The sequence below is a fragment of the Streptomyces cynarae genome, from assembly GCF_025642135.1.
Classification (GTDB): Bacteria; Actinomycetota; Actinomycetes; order Streptomycetales; family Streptomycetaceae; genus Streptomyces; species Streptomyces cynarae.
The window spans coordinates 4,343,615-4,358,974 of record NZ_CP106793.1; the positions used below are offsets into that span (position 1 = coordinate 4,343,615).

Genomic DNA, 15,360 nt, shown 5'->3' on the forward strand with positions numbered 1-15,360 from the left:
GTGGAGGAAACGCCGGACGGCGAAGGCCCCGCCCGTCGACCGGGTGGGGCCTTCGCCGTCGTACGACCGTCCGACGGGCCGCTTACGCCAGCAGCGTCGGGATCGTGCCCTCGTGGGCCTCGCGCAGTTCGGCCAGGGTCAGCTCGAACTCGCCCTGGACCTCGACGGTTTCCCCGTCCACGACACCGATACGGGTGGCCGGCAGGCCGCGCGCGCCGCACATGTCGTTGAAGCGGACCTCCTCCGAGCGCGGCACGGCGACGATCGCGCGCCCCGCCGACTCGGAGAAGAGGAACGTGAACGCGTCCAGGCCGTCCGGCACGATCAGCCGCGCGCCCTTGCCGCCGAGCAGGGCCGACTCGACCACGGCCTGGATCAGACCGCCGTCGGACAGGTCGTGCGCGGAGTCGATCATGCCGTCGCGGGAGGCGGAGATCAGGATCTCGCCGAGCAGGCGTTCGCGCTCCAGGTCGACCTGCGGGGGCAGACCGCCGAGGTGGTCGTGGATCACCTGCGACCAGGCCGAACCGCCGAACTCCTCACGGGTGTCGCCGAGGAGGTACAGCAGCTGGCCCTCCTCCTGGAAGGCGACGGGGGTGCGCCGGGCGACGTCGTCGATGACGCCCAGCACGGCGACCACCGGGGTCGGGTGGATGGCCGCCTCGCCCGTCTGGTTGTAGAGGGAGACGTTGCCGCCGGTCACCGGGGTGCCCAGCTGCTGACAGCCGTCCGCCAGACCGCGCACGGCCTCCGCGAACTGCCACATCACCGCCGGGTCCTCGGGCGAGCCGAAGTTCAGGCAGTCGGAGACCGCCAGCGGCTTGGCGCCCGTGGTCGCCACGTTGCGGTACGCCTCCGCGAGGGCCAGCTGCGCGCCCGCGTACGGGTCGAGCTTGGCGTAGCGCCCGTTGCCGTCCGTGGCGATGGCCACGCCGAGACCGGACTCCTCGTCGATGCGGATCATGCCGGAGTCCTCGGGCTGGGCGAGGACCGTGTTGCCCTGCACGAAGTGGTCGTACTGCTGCGTGATCCACTTCTTGGAGGCCTGGTTGGGCGAGCCCACCAGCTTCAGGACCTGGTCCTTCAGCTCCTCGGACGTCGCCGGCCGCGGGAGCTTGTTCGCGTCGTCGGCCTGCAGCTCGTCCTGCCAGGACGGGCGGGCGTACGGGCGCTCGTAGACCGGGCCCTCGTGCGCGACCGTGCGCGGGTCGACGTCGACGATCTTGCCGCCGTGCCAGTAGATCTCCAGGCGGTCCCCGTCGGTCACCTCACCGATGACGGTGGCGATGACGTCCCACTTGGCGCAGATCTCCAGGAAGCGGTCGACCTTCTCCGGCTCGACGACCGCACACATCCTTTCCTGCGACTCGCTCATCAGGATCTCCTCGGGGGAGAGCGTCGAGTCGCGCAGAGGGACGTCGTCGAGGGTGACGCGCATGCCGCCGGAGCCGTTCGAGGCCAGCTCCGAGGTCGCGCAGGACAGGCCCGCCGCGCCCAGGTCCTGGATGCCGACGACCAGCTTCTCCCGGAACGCCTCCAGGGTGCACTCGATGAGGAGCTTCTCCTGGAAGGGGTCGCCCACCTGGACGGCGGGGCGCTTGGAGGGCTTGGCGTCGTCGAAGGTCTCGGAGGCGAGGATGGAGGCGCCGCCGATGCCGTCGCCGCCCGTGCGGGCGCCGTACAGGATGACCTTGTTGCCCGCGCCGGACGCCTTCGCGAGGTGGATGTCCTCGTGCCGCATCACACCGATGGCACCGGCGTTGACCAGCGGGTTGCCCTGGTAGCAGGCGTCGAAGACGACCTCGCCGCCGATGTTGGGCAGGCCCAGGCAGTTGCCGTAGCCGCCGATGCCTGCGACGACACCGGGGAGGACCCGCTTGGTGTCGGGGTGGTCGGCCGCGCCGAAGCGCAGGGGGTCGACGACCGCCACCGGGCGTGCGCCCATCGCGATGATGTCGCGCACGATGCCGCCGACGCCCGTGGCCGCGCCCTGGTAGGGCTCGACGTAGGAGGGGTGGTTGTGCGACTCCACCTTGAAGGTGACGGCGTAGCCCTGGCCGACGTCCACGACACCGGCGTTCTCGCCGATGCCGACGAGCAGGGCGTCGGACTCGGGGGCCTTCTCGCCGAACTGGCGCAGGTGGACCTTGCTGCTCTTGTAGGAGCAGTGCTCGGACCACATGACCGAGTACATGGCGAGCTCGGCGCCGGTCGGGCGACGGCCCAGGATCTCGACGATCCGCTCGTACTCGTCCTTCTTCAGGCCGAGTTCGGCCCAGGGCAGCTCGACGTCGGGGGTCGCGGTCGCGTGCTCGACCGTGTCCAGAGGCGTCCTGCTCATGCGGTGACCAGCTTCTTGAGGATCGAGGTGAAGAACGGGAGGCCGTCGGTACGACCGGTACCGATCAGCGGTTCGACGGCGTGCTCGGGGTGCGGCATGAGGCCCACGACGTTGCCGGCCTCGTTGGTGATGCCCGCGATGTCCCGCAGCGAGCCGTTGGGGTTGAAGTCCACGTAGCGGAAGGCGACCCGGCCCTCGGCCTCGAGCTCGTCGAGGGTGTACTCGTCGGCGACGTACCGGCCGTCCATGTTCTTCAGCGGGATGTGGATCTCCTGGCCGGCGTCGTAGTCGCTGGTCCACGAAGTGTCCGCGTTCTCCACCCGCAGCTTCTGGTCGCGGCAGATGAAGTGGAGGTGGTCGTTGCCGAGCATGGCCCCCGGGAGGAGGTGGGCCTCGGTGAGGATCTGGAAGCCGTTGCAGATCCCGAGGACCGGAAGGCCCGCCTTCGCCTGCTCGATGAGGGGCTCCATCACCGGCGAGAAGCGGGCGATGGCGCCGGCCCGCAGATAGTCGCCGTAGGAGAAACCGCCGCACAGGACCACGGCGTCGACCTGCTTGAGGTCCTTGTCCTTGTGCCAGAGGGCGACGGGCTCCGCCCCGGCGATGCGGATCGCGCGCTGGGTGTCCCGGTCGTCGAGGCTCCCCGGGAAAGTGACGACGCCGATACGGGTGGTCACTTCGAGGCCTCCGCCACTTCCTCCACCTTGACGGTGAAGTCCTCGATCACGGTGTTGGCGAGGAAGGATTCGGCGAGATCATGGATGCGGGCGAGCGCGGCGTCGTCGACCGGCCCGTCCACCTCGAGTTCGAATCGCTTTCCCTGACGTACGTCGGAGATGCCGTCGAAACCGAGGCGCGGCAGTGCGCGCTGCACCGCCTGGCCCTGGGGGTCGAGGATCTCCGGCTTGAGCATGACGTCGACTACGACGCGTGCCACTGGCACTCCCGGTGTGTGGTGCTGAGCAGGTTCCTTCAGACTACCCGCACACAATTTCTACTCGCGTAGATTCGTAGCATCCTACGTGACCGCCATCACGATCGGGCATCGACGCGGTGGCCCGCACGGAAAATCCTCGGAAAAACCGCGAGAGAAGGATGCCGGGGCATTGCATGCGGACACGCGGAAGTATTCAGTCTCTCTTCACAATGCAATGCCGGGCACTGTACAAAGGAAAAGGCAATAGCCGATACTTTGCCCAATTACTGCCGGACAGTCGACACCTCCCCGACATCCGCCGGACGACCGCGCACGTCATCGTTGCGCACGTCATGGCCTGCCTGTGATGGCGGAGGTGCCGCACGAAGGGACCGATATTCGTGGCGCAGCGTGTCGTGGTCACTCTCTTTGACGACATCGACGGCTCAGAAGCGGCGGAAACGATCGTCTTCGGACTGGACGGCAAGTCGTACGAGATCGACCTCAATCAAGCCAATGCCAAGAAACTGCGTAAGGCGCTGGAGCCGTACGTGGAGGCCGGGCGGAAGAAGGCCAAGTCGGGCCGGGCGTACACGCACACGGCCCTGACCCCGGACCCGGCCGCGGTCCGGGCGTGGGCCCGCTCCAACAAGCTGGACGTGCCGCCGCGGGGACGGATCCCCAAGAAGGTGTACGAGGCCTTCGCCGAGGCGCAGTAGCCGCGCGGGCTCGGCAGGGGTTTCGCGTGCCGTCGGCTGAGCGGGGCTCGGTGGCGTGAGTCCCGTCGCGGGGCTCCGCCCCGGGCCCCGAGGGGCGTTCCTCGCGCCGTTCGTCGTGAGGTTCCGGGGCGCTGCCCCTCGCCCCGTCAGAGCCCCATCCGGGCCCGTACGCAACCGACTTGCGTTGCACCCCTGGTGATCAGCTACAGTCTGAGCACGCCGAGGGGCGAGGCCGGAAAGGCCGAGGCCCGAGCGTCACGCGGGTGTAGTTCAGTAGCAGAACACCCCCTTTCCAAGGGGGAGGCGCAGTGTGCAATCCCTGTCACCCGCTCTACGAGACCGGTCGGACCACCCTTGTGGATCAGGTACGCTGGTGCTCGCACCGATCGGCGGCTGTGTCCTTCGCAGCTGGCGGTCGAGGGCAATGCGGACGTAGCTCAGTTGGTAGAGCGCAACCTTGCCAAGGTTGAGGTCGCGAGTTCGAGCCTCGTCGTCCGCTCCATATGAGGAAGGCCCCGGTCAGTCGACCGGGGCCTTCCTCATATAACTTTCCGAGCCTTCTGACATTTGTCACGCGGACTGATGACAGAGCGCACTGCCGCCCCTCCCCGGCGACGACGACGCTCAATGTCGTGAACACCAACCAACGCGAGCACGTGATTGAGGTCACTGATCTGCGGCGCGTGTACGGGGGCGGCTTCGAAGCCGTACGCGGCATCACCTTCTCGGTGGGCCGCGCCGAGGTCTTCGCGCTCCTCGGCACCAACGGCGCCGGCAAGACGTCCACCGTCGAGCTGCTCGAGGGCCTCGCCCCTCCGGCCGGCGGACGCGTACGGGTCCTCGGCCACGACCCGCACGCGGAGCGGGCCGTCGTCCGGCCCCGGATCGGCGTGATGCTCCAGGAGGGTGGCTTCCCCTCCGAACTGACGGTCGCGGAGGCCGCACGGATGTGGGCCGGCTGCACCAGCGGCGCCCGGCCCGTGGGCGAAGCGCTGGAGCTGGTCGGGCTGACCCGGCGCTCCGGCGTACGCGTCAAACAGCTGTCGGGAGGCGAGAAGCGGCGCCTGGACCTGGCGCTCGCGCTCCTCGGCCGCCCCGAGGTCCTCTTCCTCGACGAACCGACGACCGGCCTGGCTCGCCGTGGCCGAGGAACGGCTCCGCTTCGGCCGCGATCTGCACGACGTGATGGGCCGGAACCTGGCCGTGATCGCGCTCAAGAGCGAGCTCGCCGTGCAGCTGGCGCGGCGCGGCCGGCCCGAGGCCCTGGAGCAGATGATCGAGGTGCAGCGGATCGCGCAGGAGTCGCAGCGCGAGGTCCGCGAGGTCGTACGCGGCTACCGTGAGGCTGACCTGGCCGCCGAACTGGCGGGAGCCCGGGGCGTGTTGACCGCCGCCGGGATCGACTGCACGGTGGGCGGGCCGACCGCCGGGCTGCCCGCGCCGGTGCAGTCCGCGCTGGCGTGGGTCGTACGGGAGGCGACGACGAACGTCCTGCGCCACGGGGATGCCCGGCACTGTGCCGTGTCCCTGCGAGCGACGGACGAACGGATCGCGCTCCGCGTCGAGAACGACGGGGCACCGGACGGTGAGCCGGGAAGGGGATCGGGACTCGTGGGACTGCGCGAGCGGCTGTCGGAGATCGGGGGCACTCTGCGGGCCGGGCCTGCGGGGCCAGGGGTGTTCCTGCTGACCGCGGAGGTTCCGCTGCCGCCCTCCGCGCCGTCGGCCGCCGTCGTCGGCCGTGTGAGCGAGGTCGCCTCATGACGTCCGTACCGCACGTGCGCCTGCTGCTGGCCGATGACGAGCACCTGATCCGGGGAGCCCTGGCCGCGCTGCTGGCGCTGGAGGAGGACCTGCTGGTGGTCGCCGAGGCCGCGACGGGGCCCGAGGCCCTCGCCATGGCACGGGCGCACCGACCGGACGTGGCCGTAGTGGATCTACAGATGCCGGGTGCGGACGGTGTGAAGGTGGCCACATCCCTGAAGGCCGAGCTGCCCGACTGCCAGGTGTTGATCGTGACCAGTCACGGGCGGCCCGGACATCTGAAGCGCGCGCTCGAGGCGGGGGTGCGCGGCTTCATGCCGAAAACCGTCAGCGCGCAGCGGCTCGCCGAGATCATCCGTACCGTGCATGCCGGAAACCGGTACGTGGACCCCGAGTTGGCAGCCGACGCCATCGCCGCCGGGGACTCCCCACTGACCGCCCGGGAGGCCGAGGTGCTGGAGCATGCGGCCGACGGGGCGCCCGTCTCGGAGATCGCCGAGCGGGCCGCGCTCGCGGAGGGCACCGTGCGGAACTACCTGTCGTCGGCCGTCTCCAAACTCGGCGCCGAGAACCGTCATGCCGCAGTGCGTCTCGCACGGGAGCGAGGTTGGGTATAGTTGGCTTCGCGCAGCGCGCAGTGCGGACGTAGCTCAGTTGGTAGAGCGCAACCTTGCCAAGGTTGAGGTCGCGAGTTCGAGCCTCGTCGTCCGCTCCAGAAAGAAGCCCCCGGCCCAGGCCGGGGGCTTCTTCGTATGTCTCGGGGAGCGTCCGGATGCTCGTGGCCCCCGTCAGGGCCCGGCCGAGTGCCGGGCCCTGGATGCGGTCGGCCGGGTCGGTCAGGACCAGCGGACGCCCGTCAGGCGTTCGTACGCCTCCGCGTACTTCGCGCGGGTCGCCTCCACGATCTCCTGTGGCAGCGGCGGCGGGGGCTGCTCGCTCGTGCGGTCCCAGCCGGAGGCCGGGGAGGTGAGCCAGTCCCGTACGAACTGCTTGTCGAACGACGGCTGGGCGCGCCCCGGCTGCCACTGGTCGGCCGGCCAGAAGCGGGAGGAGTCCGGGGTGAGGACCTCGTCGGCGAGGACGAGGGTGTCTCCGTCGTAGCCGAACTCGAACTTGGTGTCCGCGAGGATGATCCCGCGGTCGCGGGCGATGTCGCGGGCGCGTCCGTAGACGGCGAGGGTGGCCTGCCGCAGCTGGGCCGCGGTCTCGGCGCCGACCTGGCGGGCGACCTCCTCGTAGGAGACGTTCTCGTCGTGCTCGCCGACCGCGGCCTTGGTCGCCGGGGTGAAGATCGGGGCGGGCAGTTCCGAGCCGTCGACCAGGCCCTCGGGCAGGGCGAGGCCGCAGACGGTGCGGGACTCCTGGTACTCGGCGAGGCCCGAGCCGGTGAGGTAGCCGCGGGCCACGCACTCCACCGGGACCATCTTCAGGGACTTGCAGACCAGGGTGCGGCCGGCCCAGTCCGCGGGGGCGCCCGGCGGGAGCTCGGTGCTCAGGACGTGGCTCGGGACCAGGTCCCGGAGCAGGTCGAACCACCAGAGCGACAGCTGGGTGAGGATCCGGCCCTTGTCCGGGATCTCGGTCGGCAGCACCCAGTCGAATGCGGACGTACGGTCGCTGGCGACCATCACGAGGTCGCCCGCCTCGTTCTGGTACAGATCGCGCACCTTCCCGGTGTGCAGATGCACCAGTCCCGGCACCTCAACGGGTTCGGGCTTTTCGACGAATCCGGACACGGTCCCTCCCCGTGGTTCTCTCCCAATGGCTCGATTCTCCCCCATGCCGGGAGCGGGCCGGTCCGCGGGGCCGGGTAGCGGTGCGTTCAATCCCGTTTGCAGATGCGGTCCAGGAGGTTTGCTGTCGCCTGCTGGACGCGAGGATCGACGTGGCCGGGCCGGTCCAGCGCGGGGGACCACGCGAACGTTCCGGACGCGAAGACCAGGGCGCCGGAAGGAGCCCGGTAGAGGGAGGTCTCCTGGTGGCGCGGAACGCCCTCGCCGTCCCGGTACGGGGAGTGGGCGAGCAGGATGCGGCCCTCGTGGTCGGGCAGCGGGGCACGCGGGAAGTAACGGTCCGCCTCCCCGGCGACCATCCCGTCCAGCTTGTCGCCCTCTTCGGCGCCGGTCCCCTCCCACAGCCAGTGGTCGGCGTTGCGGACCACGAGAGGGTGGGGCTCGGGCACCCGGCCCGCGTACTGGATGCCGATGAGCTCCTGCTCCGCACGGTCGATTTCCCGCCACAGAACCGGCTTTCCGGGGCCGCGCCGCTTGCGGCAGGTGAGCAGGCGGTCGGGGACGCCGGACGGGGACGGCCCGAGTTCCACCTGCCAGTACATGGTGTTGGCGGAGAGGAAGACCAGCGAGGTGCCGTGCTCGCGGGCGAGCTCCACGGTGCGGCGCATCTGTGCCGACCAGTACTCGTCGTGGCCGGGGAAGACGAGACCGCGGTAGCGGGTGGGGTCGACGCGGCCGGCGTGCAGATCCCGGGCGTCGGCGTAGGCGAGGTCGTAGCTGTACCGCTCGGCCCAGCGGATGAAGTCGTACGCGTGACCGACGTGCAGGGGCAGGCCCGCGCCCGCGTACGGGCGGTCGAAGGAGACCGTGGTGGCGGCGTCGGCCTCGCCGAGCAGCCGGCCGCCGTCGTCCCAGGCGTGGTAGAGGCTGGCGCCGGTGCGGCCGTCCTCCGGGTAGAGGTTGTACGCCTGCCAGGTGATGTCCGGGAGCAGCAGGAGCAGATCGGCCGGGCGGGCGTCGCGGACGGTGAACGGGACGTGGGAGCGGTAGCCGTCTGCGGTGGTCAGCACTGCGACATAGGCGCCGACACTCCAGTACGACGGGATCTGCAGCCGCCAGGACAGCCACCAGTGATGGCAGGAGACCGTGCGGTCCGCGGTGAGCGGCGCCGGCTGGACGATGCCCGAGAGACGGGGGCTCGTGGTGATCTTGGCCGCTCCGTCGCCGTTGTAGTGCCCGATCCGGTACACGTCGACGGCGAACTCCTGGGGCGGGTCGACGGTGATGTGGAAGTCCAGGGCCTCGCCCGGGGCGACGGCGCCGGTCGAGGTGAAGCCCTTGATCTGGCGGTGGACGTCGTCCGCGGAGCGGGGGCCGCTGGTGCGGGGGGCCGGGATCCGAGCCCCTTTCTGGCCCTGGGCGGGGACGTGGGCCGGGGCCGGATCCACGTACCAGGGGACCACTTGGCCCGTGTCGTCGAAGTACGTCTCACTGCCCCTCAGCCAGGGAACGGGACCCTGGCCGAAAGGATCCGTCACGGCGTGCGCGAGAGCACCCGACTCCCACCGGCGGATGTGTTCCGACCCCATGCGTGTCCCCTCCCTCGTCCCCCCGAGCCGTTGTAAGCCCTTACCGAGTGCGCGATCGGTACCCAGCACATCACATAACGCACCCACTCCGTCACCGTTCGTCGCGAATTGACGTGAACGGAATGGGATTCTGCGGCCAGGGGTCGGGCTTGCGGAACGGGGCGGGTGCAGTTTCCCCAGGTCGGCGCGGAGTCGGTGCTGTTTCCGGCCCACGCCGAGCGGTCGTCGGACCGGGGGAGCGGTCGTCAGACCGGGCGGATCCCGTCCTCGGACCAGCCGGAGTGGTCGTGGGACCAAGGGGAACGGTCGTCGGATAAGGCGGACGGTCGTCAGACCGGGCGGTTCCTGTCCTCGGAAGCAGAGTGGTCGTCAGACCAGGCGGACCGGTTTCTCGGGGCGTACGCCGAGGTTGCGGAGCCAGGTGCGCAGCGGGGTGGGGTCGCCCTCCTCGACGAGCGTGCGGACCCGGGGGGAGAGGTCGGACGCGCGTTCGCCCCTCACCAGGAGGGAGGGGCCGTCCAGCCAGTCGAGGCCCGGTGCCGCTCCCGCCGTGTCCATCGCGGCGCAGCACACCACCGCGGCGACGTGGTCGACGAGCAGTTCGCGGCCGGTGCGGGGCGGCTGCAGCGGGAACAGCGGCAGCGTCACGGCGGCGTCCCACACCGCGCGGTCCGGCCCCGGTCCCTGTCCCCCGGCGCCGCCGGGTACCGCCCCGGCCGCCTCCTCCCGCGCCATCTCGGCGCTGAGCCCGGCGACGAGCGCGGCGGTCCGCACGCCGGCGACCGCGTCGTCGTCGGGAACGTCGGCGGTTTCGTCGCCTGCGCCGTCCTCGCCCGGGAGACGTATGCCGTCGGACCCGCTCTCATCCGTGGTCGTGCCGCTCGCGCTCCCGCCCTCTCCCGTCGGCGTGCCGCTCGCGCCGACGGCCGGGCGGACCGTCAGGTACTCCAGGACCCGCTCCAGCGTCGGTCCGCCCGCGTCGGGGGCCGTGTCGCGGTGGGCGTGATGGACGCCCAGGGCGTCCAGGACTCGGTGCAGGCGGGCGGCGTCCGTACGCCACTTGCGGTCGACGACCTCGTCCGGGTACTCCTGCCAGTCCACCGGCGCCCAGTCGGGGCCGGACTCGGCCGGTCCTCCGTGGAAGAGGCGGGCCGCGAGCAGCGACGCGGCCTCGTCCACCAGGCCGGGCTCCTCGAGCAGGTCACAGGCCGGCCGCTCACCCAGCCGCGAGGTGAAGCCCTCGGCCAGCCGGTCCCGGCGCGACAGCTCCGTGAGCGCGGCGACCACGCCCGCGTCCAGGCGCGAGGGCCAGCGGCCCATCCGCCAGGCCGGCAGCGCCACCCGGGTCAGCAGCCGGTCCCAGCCCGCGTACGCCAGCCCCACCTGCTCCTGCGCGACGATCCGCACCCCGTAGTCCACAGCCTGTGCACGCTCGGCCGCGGCCGCAGCCACCCCCCGCTCCATCTCCTCCGCATGCCCGCGGCAGCTGCGCAACAGCAGTCGCGCCACCCAGCCGGCGCCCGCCAGCACCGTACGGATCACGGGCCGGTGCGCCGGTGCCGACGTCACCGCCACCGCGGCGTCCAGCCCGCGGACGAAGCGGCGTGCCGCCGCTATGTCCGGGTGCGCCGACGGTCCCGTACCGGCGACGACCGGGGCGAGGACCGCGCGCAGCTCGCCCACCCGCATCCACCACAGGAACGGCGAGCCGATGACGAGCACGGGCGCGGTCGCGGCGCGGTGCTGCCGGGGGGCCGTCAGGCCGCGTATGCCGCGGGCGCCGGATATCTCCTCCCCGGGCGGCGGACCCGGCGGTCCGTGGGCGGGGTGGGTGCGGTCCTCCAGCCAGCTGTCGCAGTCCGGAGTGAGCGCTATGGCGGACGGCGCGGGCACGTCGAGGCGGTCGGCCAGGTCCCTGACCATCCGGTAGAGATCGGGTGCCGTGTCCTCCGCCACCGGGACCGTCGGGCTCATGGCCGGGCGGGCGCGGGCGATCACGAGGGCGATACCGCCGGCGCAGAGCAGGACCACCACGGCGATGCAGGTCACGATCCAGCGGGCGATCCCCCAGCGCGCTCCGACGAGGTGACCCGTGGCACCACCGACGAGGAGCACGACGGCGACGGCCGCGGGCAGCAGGGCGACGGCCAGCGCCCGGCTGCGGATCCGCAGCACGGCCAGGGCCCGTGCGCGCGCGGCCTGCGCGCCCGCCTCCACACCCATACCGGTCACGACCTGACGTCACCCCCTCCGACCCGCCTCTGCCCGGCACGACCCGTGCCGTGACGGTCTGCGTCACGGAAGTCGCCGCCGGATGCCCGTGCGTTGCTCACTCCCCCACTGTGGCACCCGCCACTGACATCGCAATGCCGGTGGGCCAAGTGCCGGAACGCTTGCGCCGCACCCTAGTTGGGGCTCCGGCCGTCGTCAGCCGGACGGGACACCGCTCACTCGATGGAATGGCTTTGGGGAAAGGTGGCTGACGCAGGGCGACGGCCAGGCCAGGATTCCGCCCGGTCGGCGCCGAGCCTCCGCGCGACACCACCGCATGACACGGGCCCCGCATCCTGAGACGGATCCGGGGCCCACGGGGTTCATCGCCGGCGTGACCACGGCGCGGACGCGCCGAGGCCGGACGCCGGCGTGTCAGATGCCGGCGCCCGCGGCCTTCGCCGCGATGTCCGTGCGGTGCTGGGAGCCCTCGAGTCCGATGCGCCCCACCGCCGCGTACGCCCGGCGGCGCGCCTCGGTGAGGTCCGCGCCGGTCGCGGTGACGGACAGCACGCGGCCGCCCGCGCTCACCACCGCGTCGCCCTCGCGCCGGGTGCCGGCGTGCAGCACGTAGGCGTGCGGGGCGTCCTGGGCCGCCACCTCGTCGAGCCCGGTGATCGGGTCGCCGGTGCGCGGGGTGCCCGGGTAGTTGTGGGAGGCGACGACCACGGTGACGGCCGCGTCGTCGCTCCAGCGCAGCGGCGGGAGGTCGGCGAGGGTGCCGTTCGCGGCGGCCAGCAGCACACCGGCGAGCGGGGTCTTCAGCCGGGCGAGGACGACCTGGGTCTCGGGGTCGCCGAAGCGGGCGTTGAACTCGATGACCCGTACGCCGCGCGAGGTGATCGCGAGCCCCGCGTACAGCAGCCCGGAGAACGGCGTGCCGCGGCGGCGCATCTCGTCGACGGTCGGCTGCAGAACCGTCTGCAGCACCTCCTCGACCAGCTTCGGGTCGGCCCACGGCAGCGGCGAGTACGCGCCCATACCGCCGGTGTTCGGCCCCTCGTCGCCGTCCAGGGCGCGCTTGAAGTCCTGGGCGGGCTGGAGCGGGACGACCGTCTCGCCGTCGGTGATCGCGAACAGGGACACCTCGGGACCATCGAGGAACTCCTCGATGACGACACGGTCGCAGGCGGCCGCATGGTCCTTGGCGGCCTCGAGGTCGGCGGTGACGACGACGCCCTTGCCGGCGGCGAGACCGTCGTCCTTCACGACGTACGGGGCGCCGAAGGCGTCGAGCGCCTCCTCGACCTCCTCGGCGTTCGTGCAGACGTACGACCGTGCGGTGGGGACACCCGCGGCCGCCATCACGTCCTTGGCGAAGGCCTTGGAGCCCTCGAGCTGGGCGGCTTCCCCGGAGGGGCCGAAGACGGGGATCCCGGCCTCGCGCACGGCGTCGGCGACCCCTGCGACGAGCGGCGCCTCCGGGCCGACGACGACCAGCCCGGCGCCGAGCTCGCCGGCCAGGGCGGCCACGGCCTGTCCGTCGAGGGCGTCGACCTGGTGCAACCGGGCCACCTCGGCGATACCCGCGTTGCCGGGGGCGCAGTGCAGCTCGGTGACGTCGGGGTCGAGGGAGAGGGAACGGCACAGGGCGTGTTCGCGGGCGCCGCTACCGATGACGAGGACCTTCACGGGGTCAGCCTAACGGGCGCGGGCGAGTGACCTTGTGGGGGCTGCCGAAGAGGGATCGGACGGGGTTTTGTGGGTTCCTCCCAAGAGCCCCCGCTCTTCGTGCTCCCGCACCTCCTACTCGTTCGAGAACTCCTCGACCACCGTGGCCCCGAGCTCTCTGACGATCAGTTCGTGGCCGGAGAGGGCCGACTCGTCGAGGTCGGGGTCGTCGTCCTCCGGCATGTCGTCCTCGGGGGCGACCACGTGGCGCTCCGGTGCGGGGGGCGCGGTCGGTGCGGGGGCGGGCGCCGCCGCAGCCGGGGCCGGGGTCGCGGACGCCGCCGGGCGCGCCGCCGGGGCCGGCTGCTGCGGTGCGGGACGGGGCGCCGACGGGGCGCCCGAGCCGTAGCCACCGCCCCCGCCGGGCGGGTAACCGCCGCCGAAGCCGGAGCCCGAGGCGGCCGGCGTTGCCGAGCCGCCCGAGGGGTCGACGATCGCCTCGATCTTCCACTGCACGTTGAACTGCTCGCCCAGCGCCTGCCGCAGCACGTCCTCGCTGCCGCTGCTGAGGAAGTTGTCCCGGGCTCCGGCGTTCACGAAGCCGACCTGTAGCGTCGTCCCGTCGAATCCCGCGACCTGCGCGTTCTGGCTGAGCAGGATCCAGGTGAAGCGGCGGCGGTTCTTCACCGCCTCCAGGATGTTCGGCCACAGCGCGCGGGGGTCGAGCCCGCCGGGCGCCGGTGCGGCGGCCGGTGCGGGAGCGGAGGCCGCCGGTGCCGGCGCGGCTGCGGACGCCGCCGGTCGCGTGGGCGCGGCCGGGGCTGCCCTCCGCCCGCGGGCGCCGCCGTGGGCCACCCGCCGGGCCGTCGGCCGCTGCCCGCGGCGGCAGCGGTGGGCCAGGAGCCGGGACCGGCGGGAGCAGGAGCGGCCTGGGGCGCCGGCTGAGCGGGAGCGGGAGCCGCCGGCGGCGTCTCGGCGGGCGGTGCCGGCGGTGCCATCGGTGCAGGCGGTGCCGGAGCAGGCGCCGCCGCACCGTCGTACGCACCCGGCCCCGGCGCACTGCCCGCACCCGCGCCCGCGCCTGGGCCCTGGGCCCGCACCGCCGCCCGGGCCGCGGCCGGACCACCACCGGGCGGCACGGTGGGAACGGACGTCGCCCCAGCGCTCGCCCCGCCGTGCGCCTCGGGGCCGGGAACATACCCCATGGCAGGGGCCGCGCCGCCGCCGGAGAAGTTGACGCCGCGCTCCAGGCGGTCCAGGCGGGCCATGACGGACCGCTCGTCCCCGTATGCGGCGGGCAGCAGCACCCGTGCGCAGATCAGCTCGAGCTGGAGGCGGGGCGAGGTGGCCCCGCGCATCTCGGTCAGCCCCTCGTTGACGATGTCGGCGGCGCGGCTCAGCTCGGCCGGGCCGAAGACGCCCGCCTGGGCCTGCATGCGCTCGAGCACGTCGGCCGGGGCGTCGATCAGCCCCTTCTCGGCGGCGTCGGGAACGGCGGCGAGGATGACGAGGTCCCGCAGCCGCTCCAGCAGGTCGGCGACGAACCGACGGGGGTCGTTGCCCCCCTCGATCACGCGGTCGACGACCTCGAAGGCGGCGGCCCCGTCCCCGGTGGCGAACGCCTCGACGACGGAGTCGAGGAGCGAGCCGTCCGTGTACCCGAGCAGCGACGTGGCCATGGCGTACGTCACACCGTCGGGGCCCGCGCCCGCGAGCAGCTGGTCCATGACCGACATGGAGTCACGCACGGACCCGGCGCCCGCCCGCACGACCAGCGGCAGAACCCCGTCCTCGACGGGGATCTTCTCCTTCTCGCACACCTCGGCGAGGTAGTCCCGCAGGGTCCCCGGCGGCACGAGCCGGAACGGGTAGTGGTGCGTGCGCGACCGGATGGTCCCGATGACCTTCTCGGGCTCGGTGGTCGCGAAGATGAACTTGAGGTGCTCGGGCGGCTCCTCGACGACCTTGAGCAGCGCGTTGAAACCGGCCGACGTGACCATGTGGGCCTCGTCGATGATGTAGATCTTGTACCGGCTGCTCGCGGGCCCGAAGAAGGCCTTCTCCCGCAGGTCGCGGGCGTCGTCCACACCACCGTGGCTGGCCGCGTCGATCTCGATGACGTCGATCGACCCCGGTCCGTTCCTCGCCAGGTCGCGGCAGGACTGGCACTCGCCGCACGGTGTCGGCGTGGGACCTTGCTCACAGTTCAGACAGCGGGCCAGGATCCGCGCGCTGGTCGTCTTGCCGCATCCACGCGGCCCGCTGAACAGGTACGCGTGATTGACCCGGTTGTTCCGCAGCGCCTGCTGCAGCGGGTCGGTGACATGCTCTTGCCCGATGACCTCGGCGAAGGACTCCGGGCGATAGCGGCGGTACAGCGCGAGAGACGACACGCTTACGAGGTTATAGGCGCCCA

The 15,360-nt window shown here is 72.1% G+C and carries 9 protein-coding genes, 3 tRNA genes and 3 pseudogenes; 7 read left to right on the forward strand and 8 right to left on the reverse strand.

The genetic code is table 11. From position 1 onward, the window contains the following. Positions 1-82: 82 nt before the first annotated feature. Genes purL through purS form a run of 3 tightly spaced genes read right to left on the reverse strand, consistent with a single transcriptional unit; the run spans position 83 to position 3,278 of the window. A complete protein-coding gene (purL, locus tag N8I84_RS19905) occupies positions 83-2,341 on the reverse strand; it encodes a phosphoribosylformylglycinamidine synthase subunit PurL (RefSeq protein WP_263230782.1) in 2,259 nt (752 codons plus the stop codon). Beyond that, the gene (purQ, locus tag N8I84_RS19910) at positions 2,338-3,018 is read right to left on the reverse strand and encodes a phosphoribosylformylglycinamidine synthase subunit PurQ (RefSeq protein ID WP_263230783.1); all 681 of its coding nucleotides are present in this window, start codon (positions 3,016-3,018) and stop codon (positions 2,338-2,340) included. The genes purL and purQ overlap by 4 nt, the downstream gene beginning before the upstream one ends. After that, a complete protein-coding gene (purS, locus tag N8I84_RS19915) occupies positions 3,015-3,278 on the reverse strand; it encodes a phosphoribosylformylglycinamidine synthase subunit PurS (protein ID WP_200421782.1) in 264 nt (87 codons plus the stop codon). The genes purQ and purS overlap by 4 nt, the downstream gene beginning before the upstream one ends. Positions 3,279-3,658: 380 nt before the next feature. Here purS and N8I84_RS19920 point away from each other — a divergent pair, with 380 nt between their 5' ends. The 7 genes and pseudogenes from N8I84_RS19920 to N8I84_RS19950 all read left to right on the forward strand — a co-directional run bounded on the left by N8I84_RS19920 (position 3,659) and on the right by N8I84_RS19950 (position 6,455). Continuing rightward, a complete protein-coding gene (locus N8I84_RS19920) occupies positions 3,659-3,976 on the forward strand; it encodes a histone-like nucleoid-structuring protein Lsr2 (RefSeq protein WP_103840337.1) in 318 nt (105 codons plus the stop codon). 259 nt (positions 3,977-4,235) lie between these two features. Beyond that, positions 4,236-4,307 (forward strand) — tRNA-Gly (locus N8I84_RS19925). Between the two features lie 95 nt (positions 4,308-4,402). Then, positions 4,403-4,478: transfer RNA gene (locus N8I84_RS19930), tRNA-Gly, on the forward strand. 130 nt (positions 4,479-4,608) lie between these two features. Next, positions 4,609-5,124, forward strand: a pseudogene (locus tag N8I84_RS19935) (ATP-binding cassette domain-containing protein); the annotation flags it as partial. After that, positions 5,105-5,740, forward strand: a pseudogene (locus N8I84_RS19940) (sensor histidine kinase); the annotation flags it as partial. The pseudogenes N8I84_RS19935 and N8I84_RS19940, both read left to right, overlap by 20 nt. Beyond that, positions 5,737-6,357, forward strand: a complete 621-nt coding sequence (locus N8I84_RS19945) for a response regulator transcription factor (protein ID WP_263230784.1) — start codon at positions 5,737-5,739, stop codon at positions 6,355-6,357. The pseudogene N8I84_RS19940 and the gene N8I84_RS19945, both read left to right, overlap by 4 nt. A gap of 22 nt (positions 6,358-6,379) precedes the next feature. Next, positions 6,380-6,455 (forward strand) — tRNA-Gly (locus N8I84_RS19950). A gap of 121 nt (positions 6,456-6,576) precedes the next feature. On the opposite strand, the gene N8I84_RS19955 is transcribed toward N8I84_RS19950, so the two are convergent. The 5 genes and pseudogenes from N8I84_RS19955 to N8I84_RS19975 all read right to left on the reverse strand — a co-directional run bounded on the left by N8I84_RS19955 (position 6,577) and on the right by N8I84_RS19975 (position 15,337). Next, positions 6,577-7,476 (reverse strand): phosphoribosylaminoimidazolesuccinocarboxamide synthase, encoded by a 900-nt coding sequence (locus N8I84_RS19955; protein ID WP_263230785.1) that lies wholly within the window; start codon positions 7,474-7,476, stop codon positions 6,577-6,579. A gap of 86 nt (positions 7,477-7,562) precedes the next feature. Next, the gene (locus tag N8I84_RS19960) at positions 7,563-9,062 is read right to left on the reverse strand and encodes a N,N-dimethylformamidase beta subunit family domain-containing protein (protein ID WP_263230786.1); all 1,500 of its coding nucleotides are present in this window, start codon (positions 9,060-9,062) and stop codon (positions 7,563-7,565) included. Positions 9,063-9,431: 369 nt separating this feature from the next. After that, the gene (locus N8I84_RS19965) at positions 9,432-11,294 is read right to left on the reverse strand and encodes a hypothetical protein (protein ID WP_263230787.1); all 1,863 of its coding nucleotides are present in this window, start codon (positions 11,292-11,294) and stop codon (positions 9,432-9,434) included. Between the two features lie 414 nt (positions 11,295-11,708). Beyond that, positions 11,709-12,965 carry a phosphoribosylamine--glycine ligase gene (purD, locus tag N8I84_RS19970; RefSeq protein ID WP_263230788.1) on the reverse strand — a complete coding sequence of 419 codons (1,257 nt, stop codon included), beginning with the start codon at positions 12,963-12,965 and terminating at the stop codon, positions 11,709-11,711. A gap of 114 nt (positions 12,966-13,079) precedes the next feature. Continuing rightward, positions 13,080-15,337, reverse strand: a pseudogene (locus N8I84_RS19975) (DNA polymerase III subunit gamma and tau). Between the last annotated feature and the right edge of the window lie 23 nt (positions 15,338-15,360).

What these genes read in the sequence shown, in the direction of transcription:
- purL (WP_263230782.1), bottom strand. Translation starts at nt 2,341, where the DNA reads ATGAGCAGGACGCCTCTGGACACGGTCGAGCACGCGACCGCGACCCCC.
- N8I84_RS19960 (WP_263230786.1), bottom strand. Translation starts at nt 9,062, where the DNA reads ATGGGGTCGGAACACATCCGCCGGTGGGAGTCGGGTGCTCTCGCGCAC.
- N8I84_RS19945 (WP_263230784.1), top strand. Translation starts at nt 5,737, where the DNA reads ATGACGTCCGTACCGCACGTGCGCCTGCTGCTGGCCGATGACGAGCAC.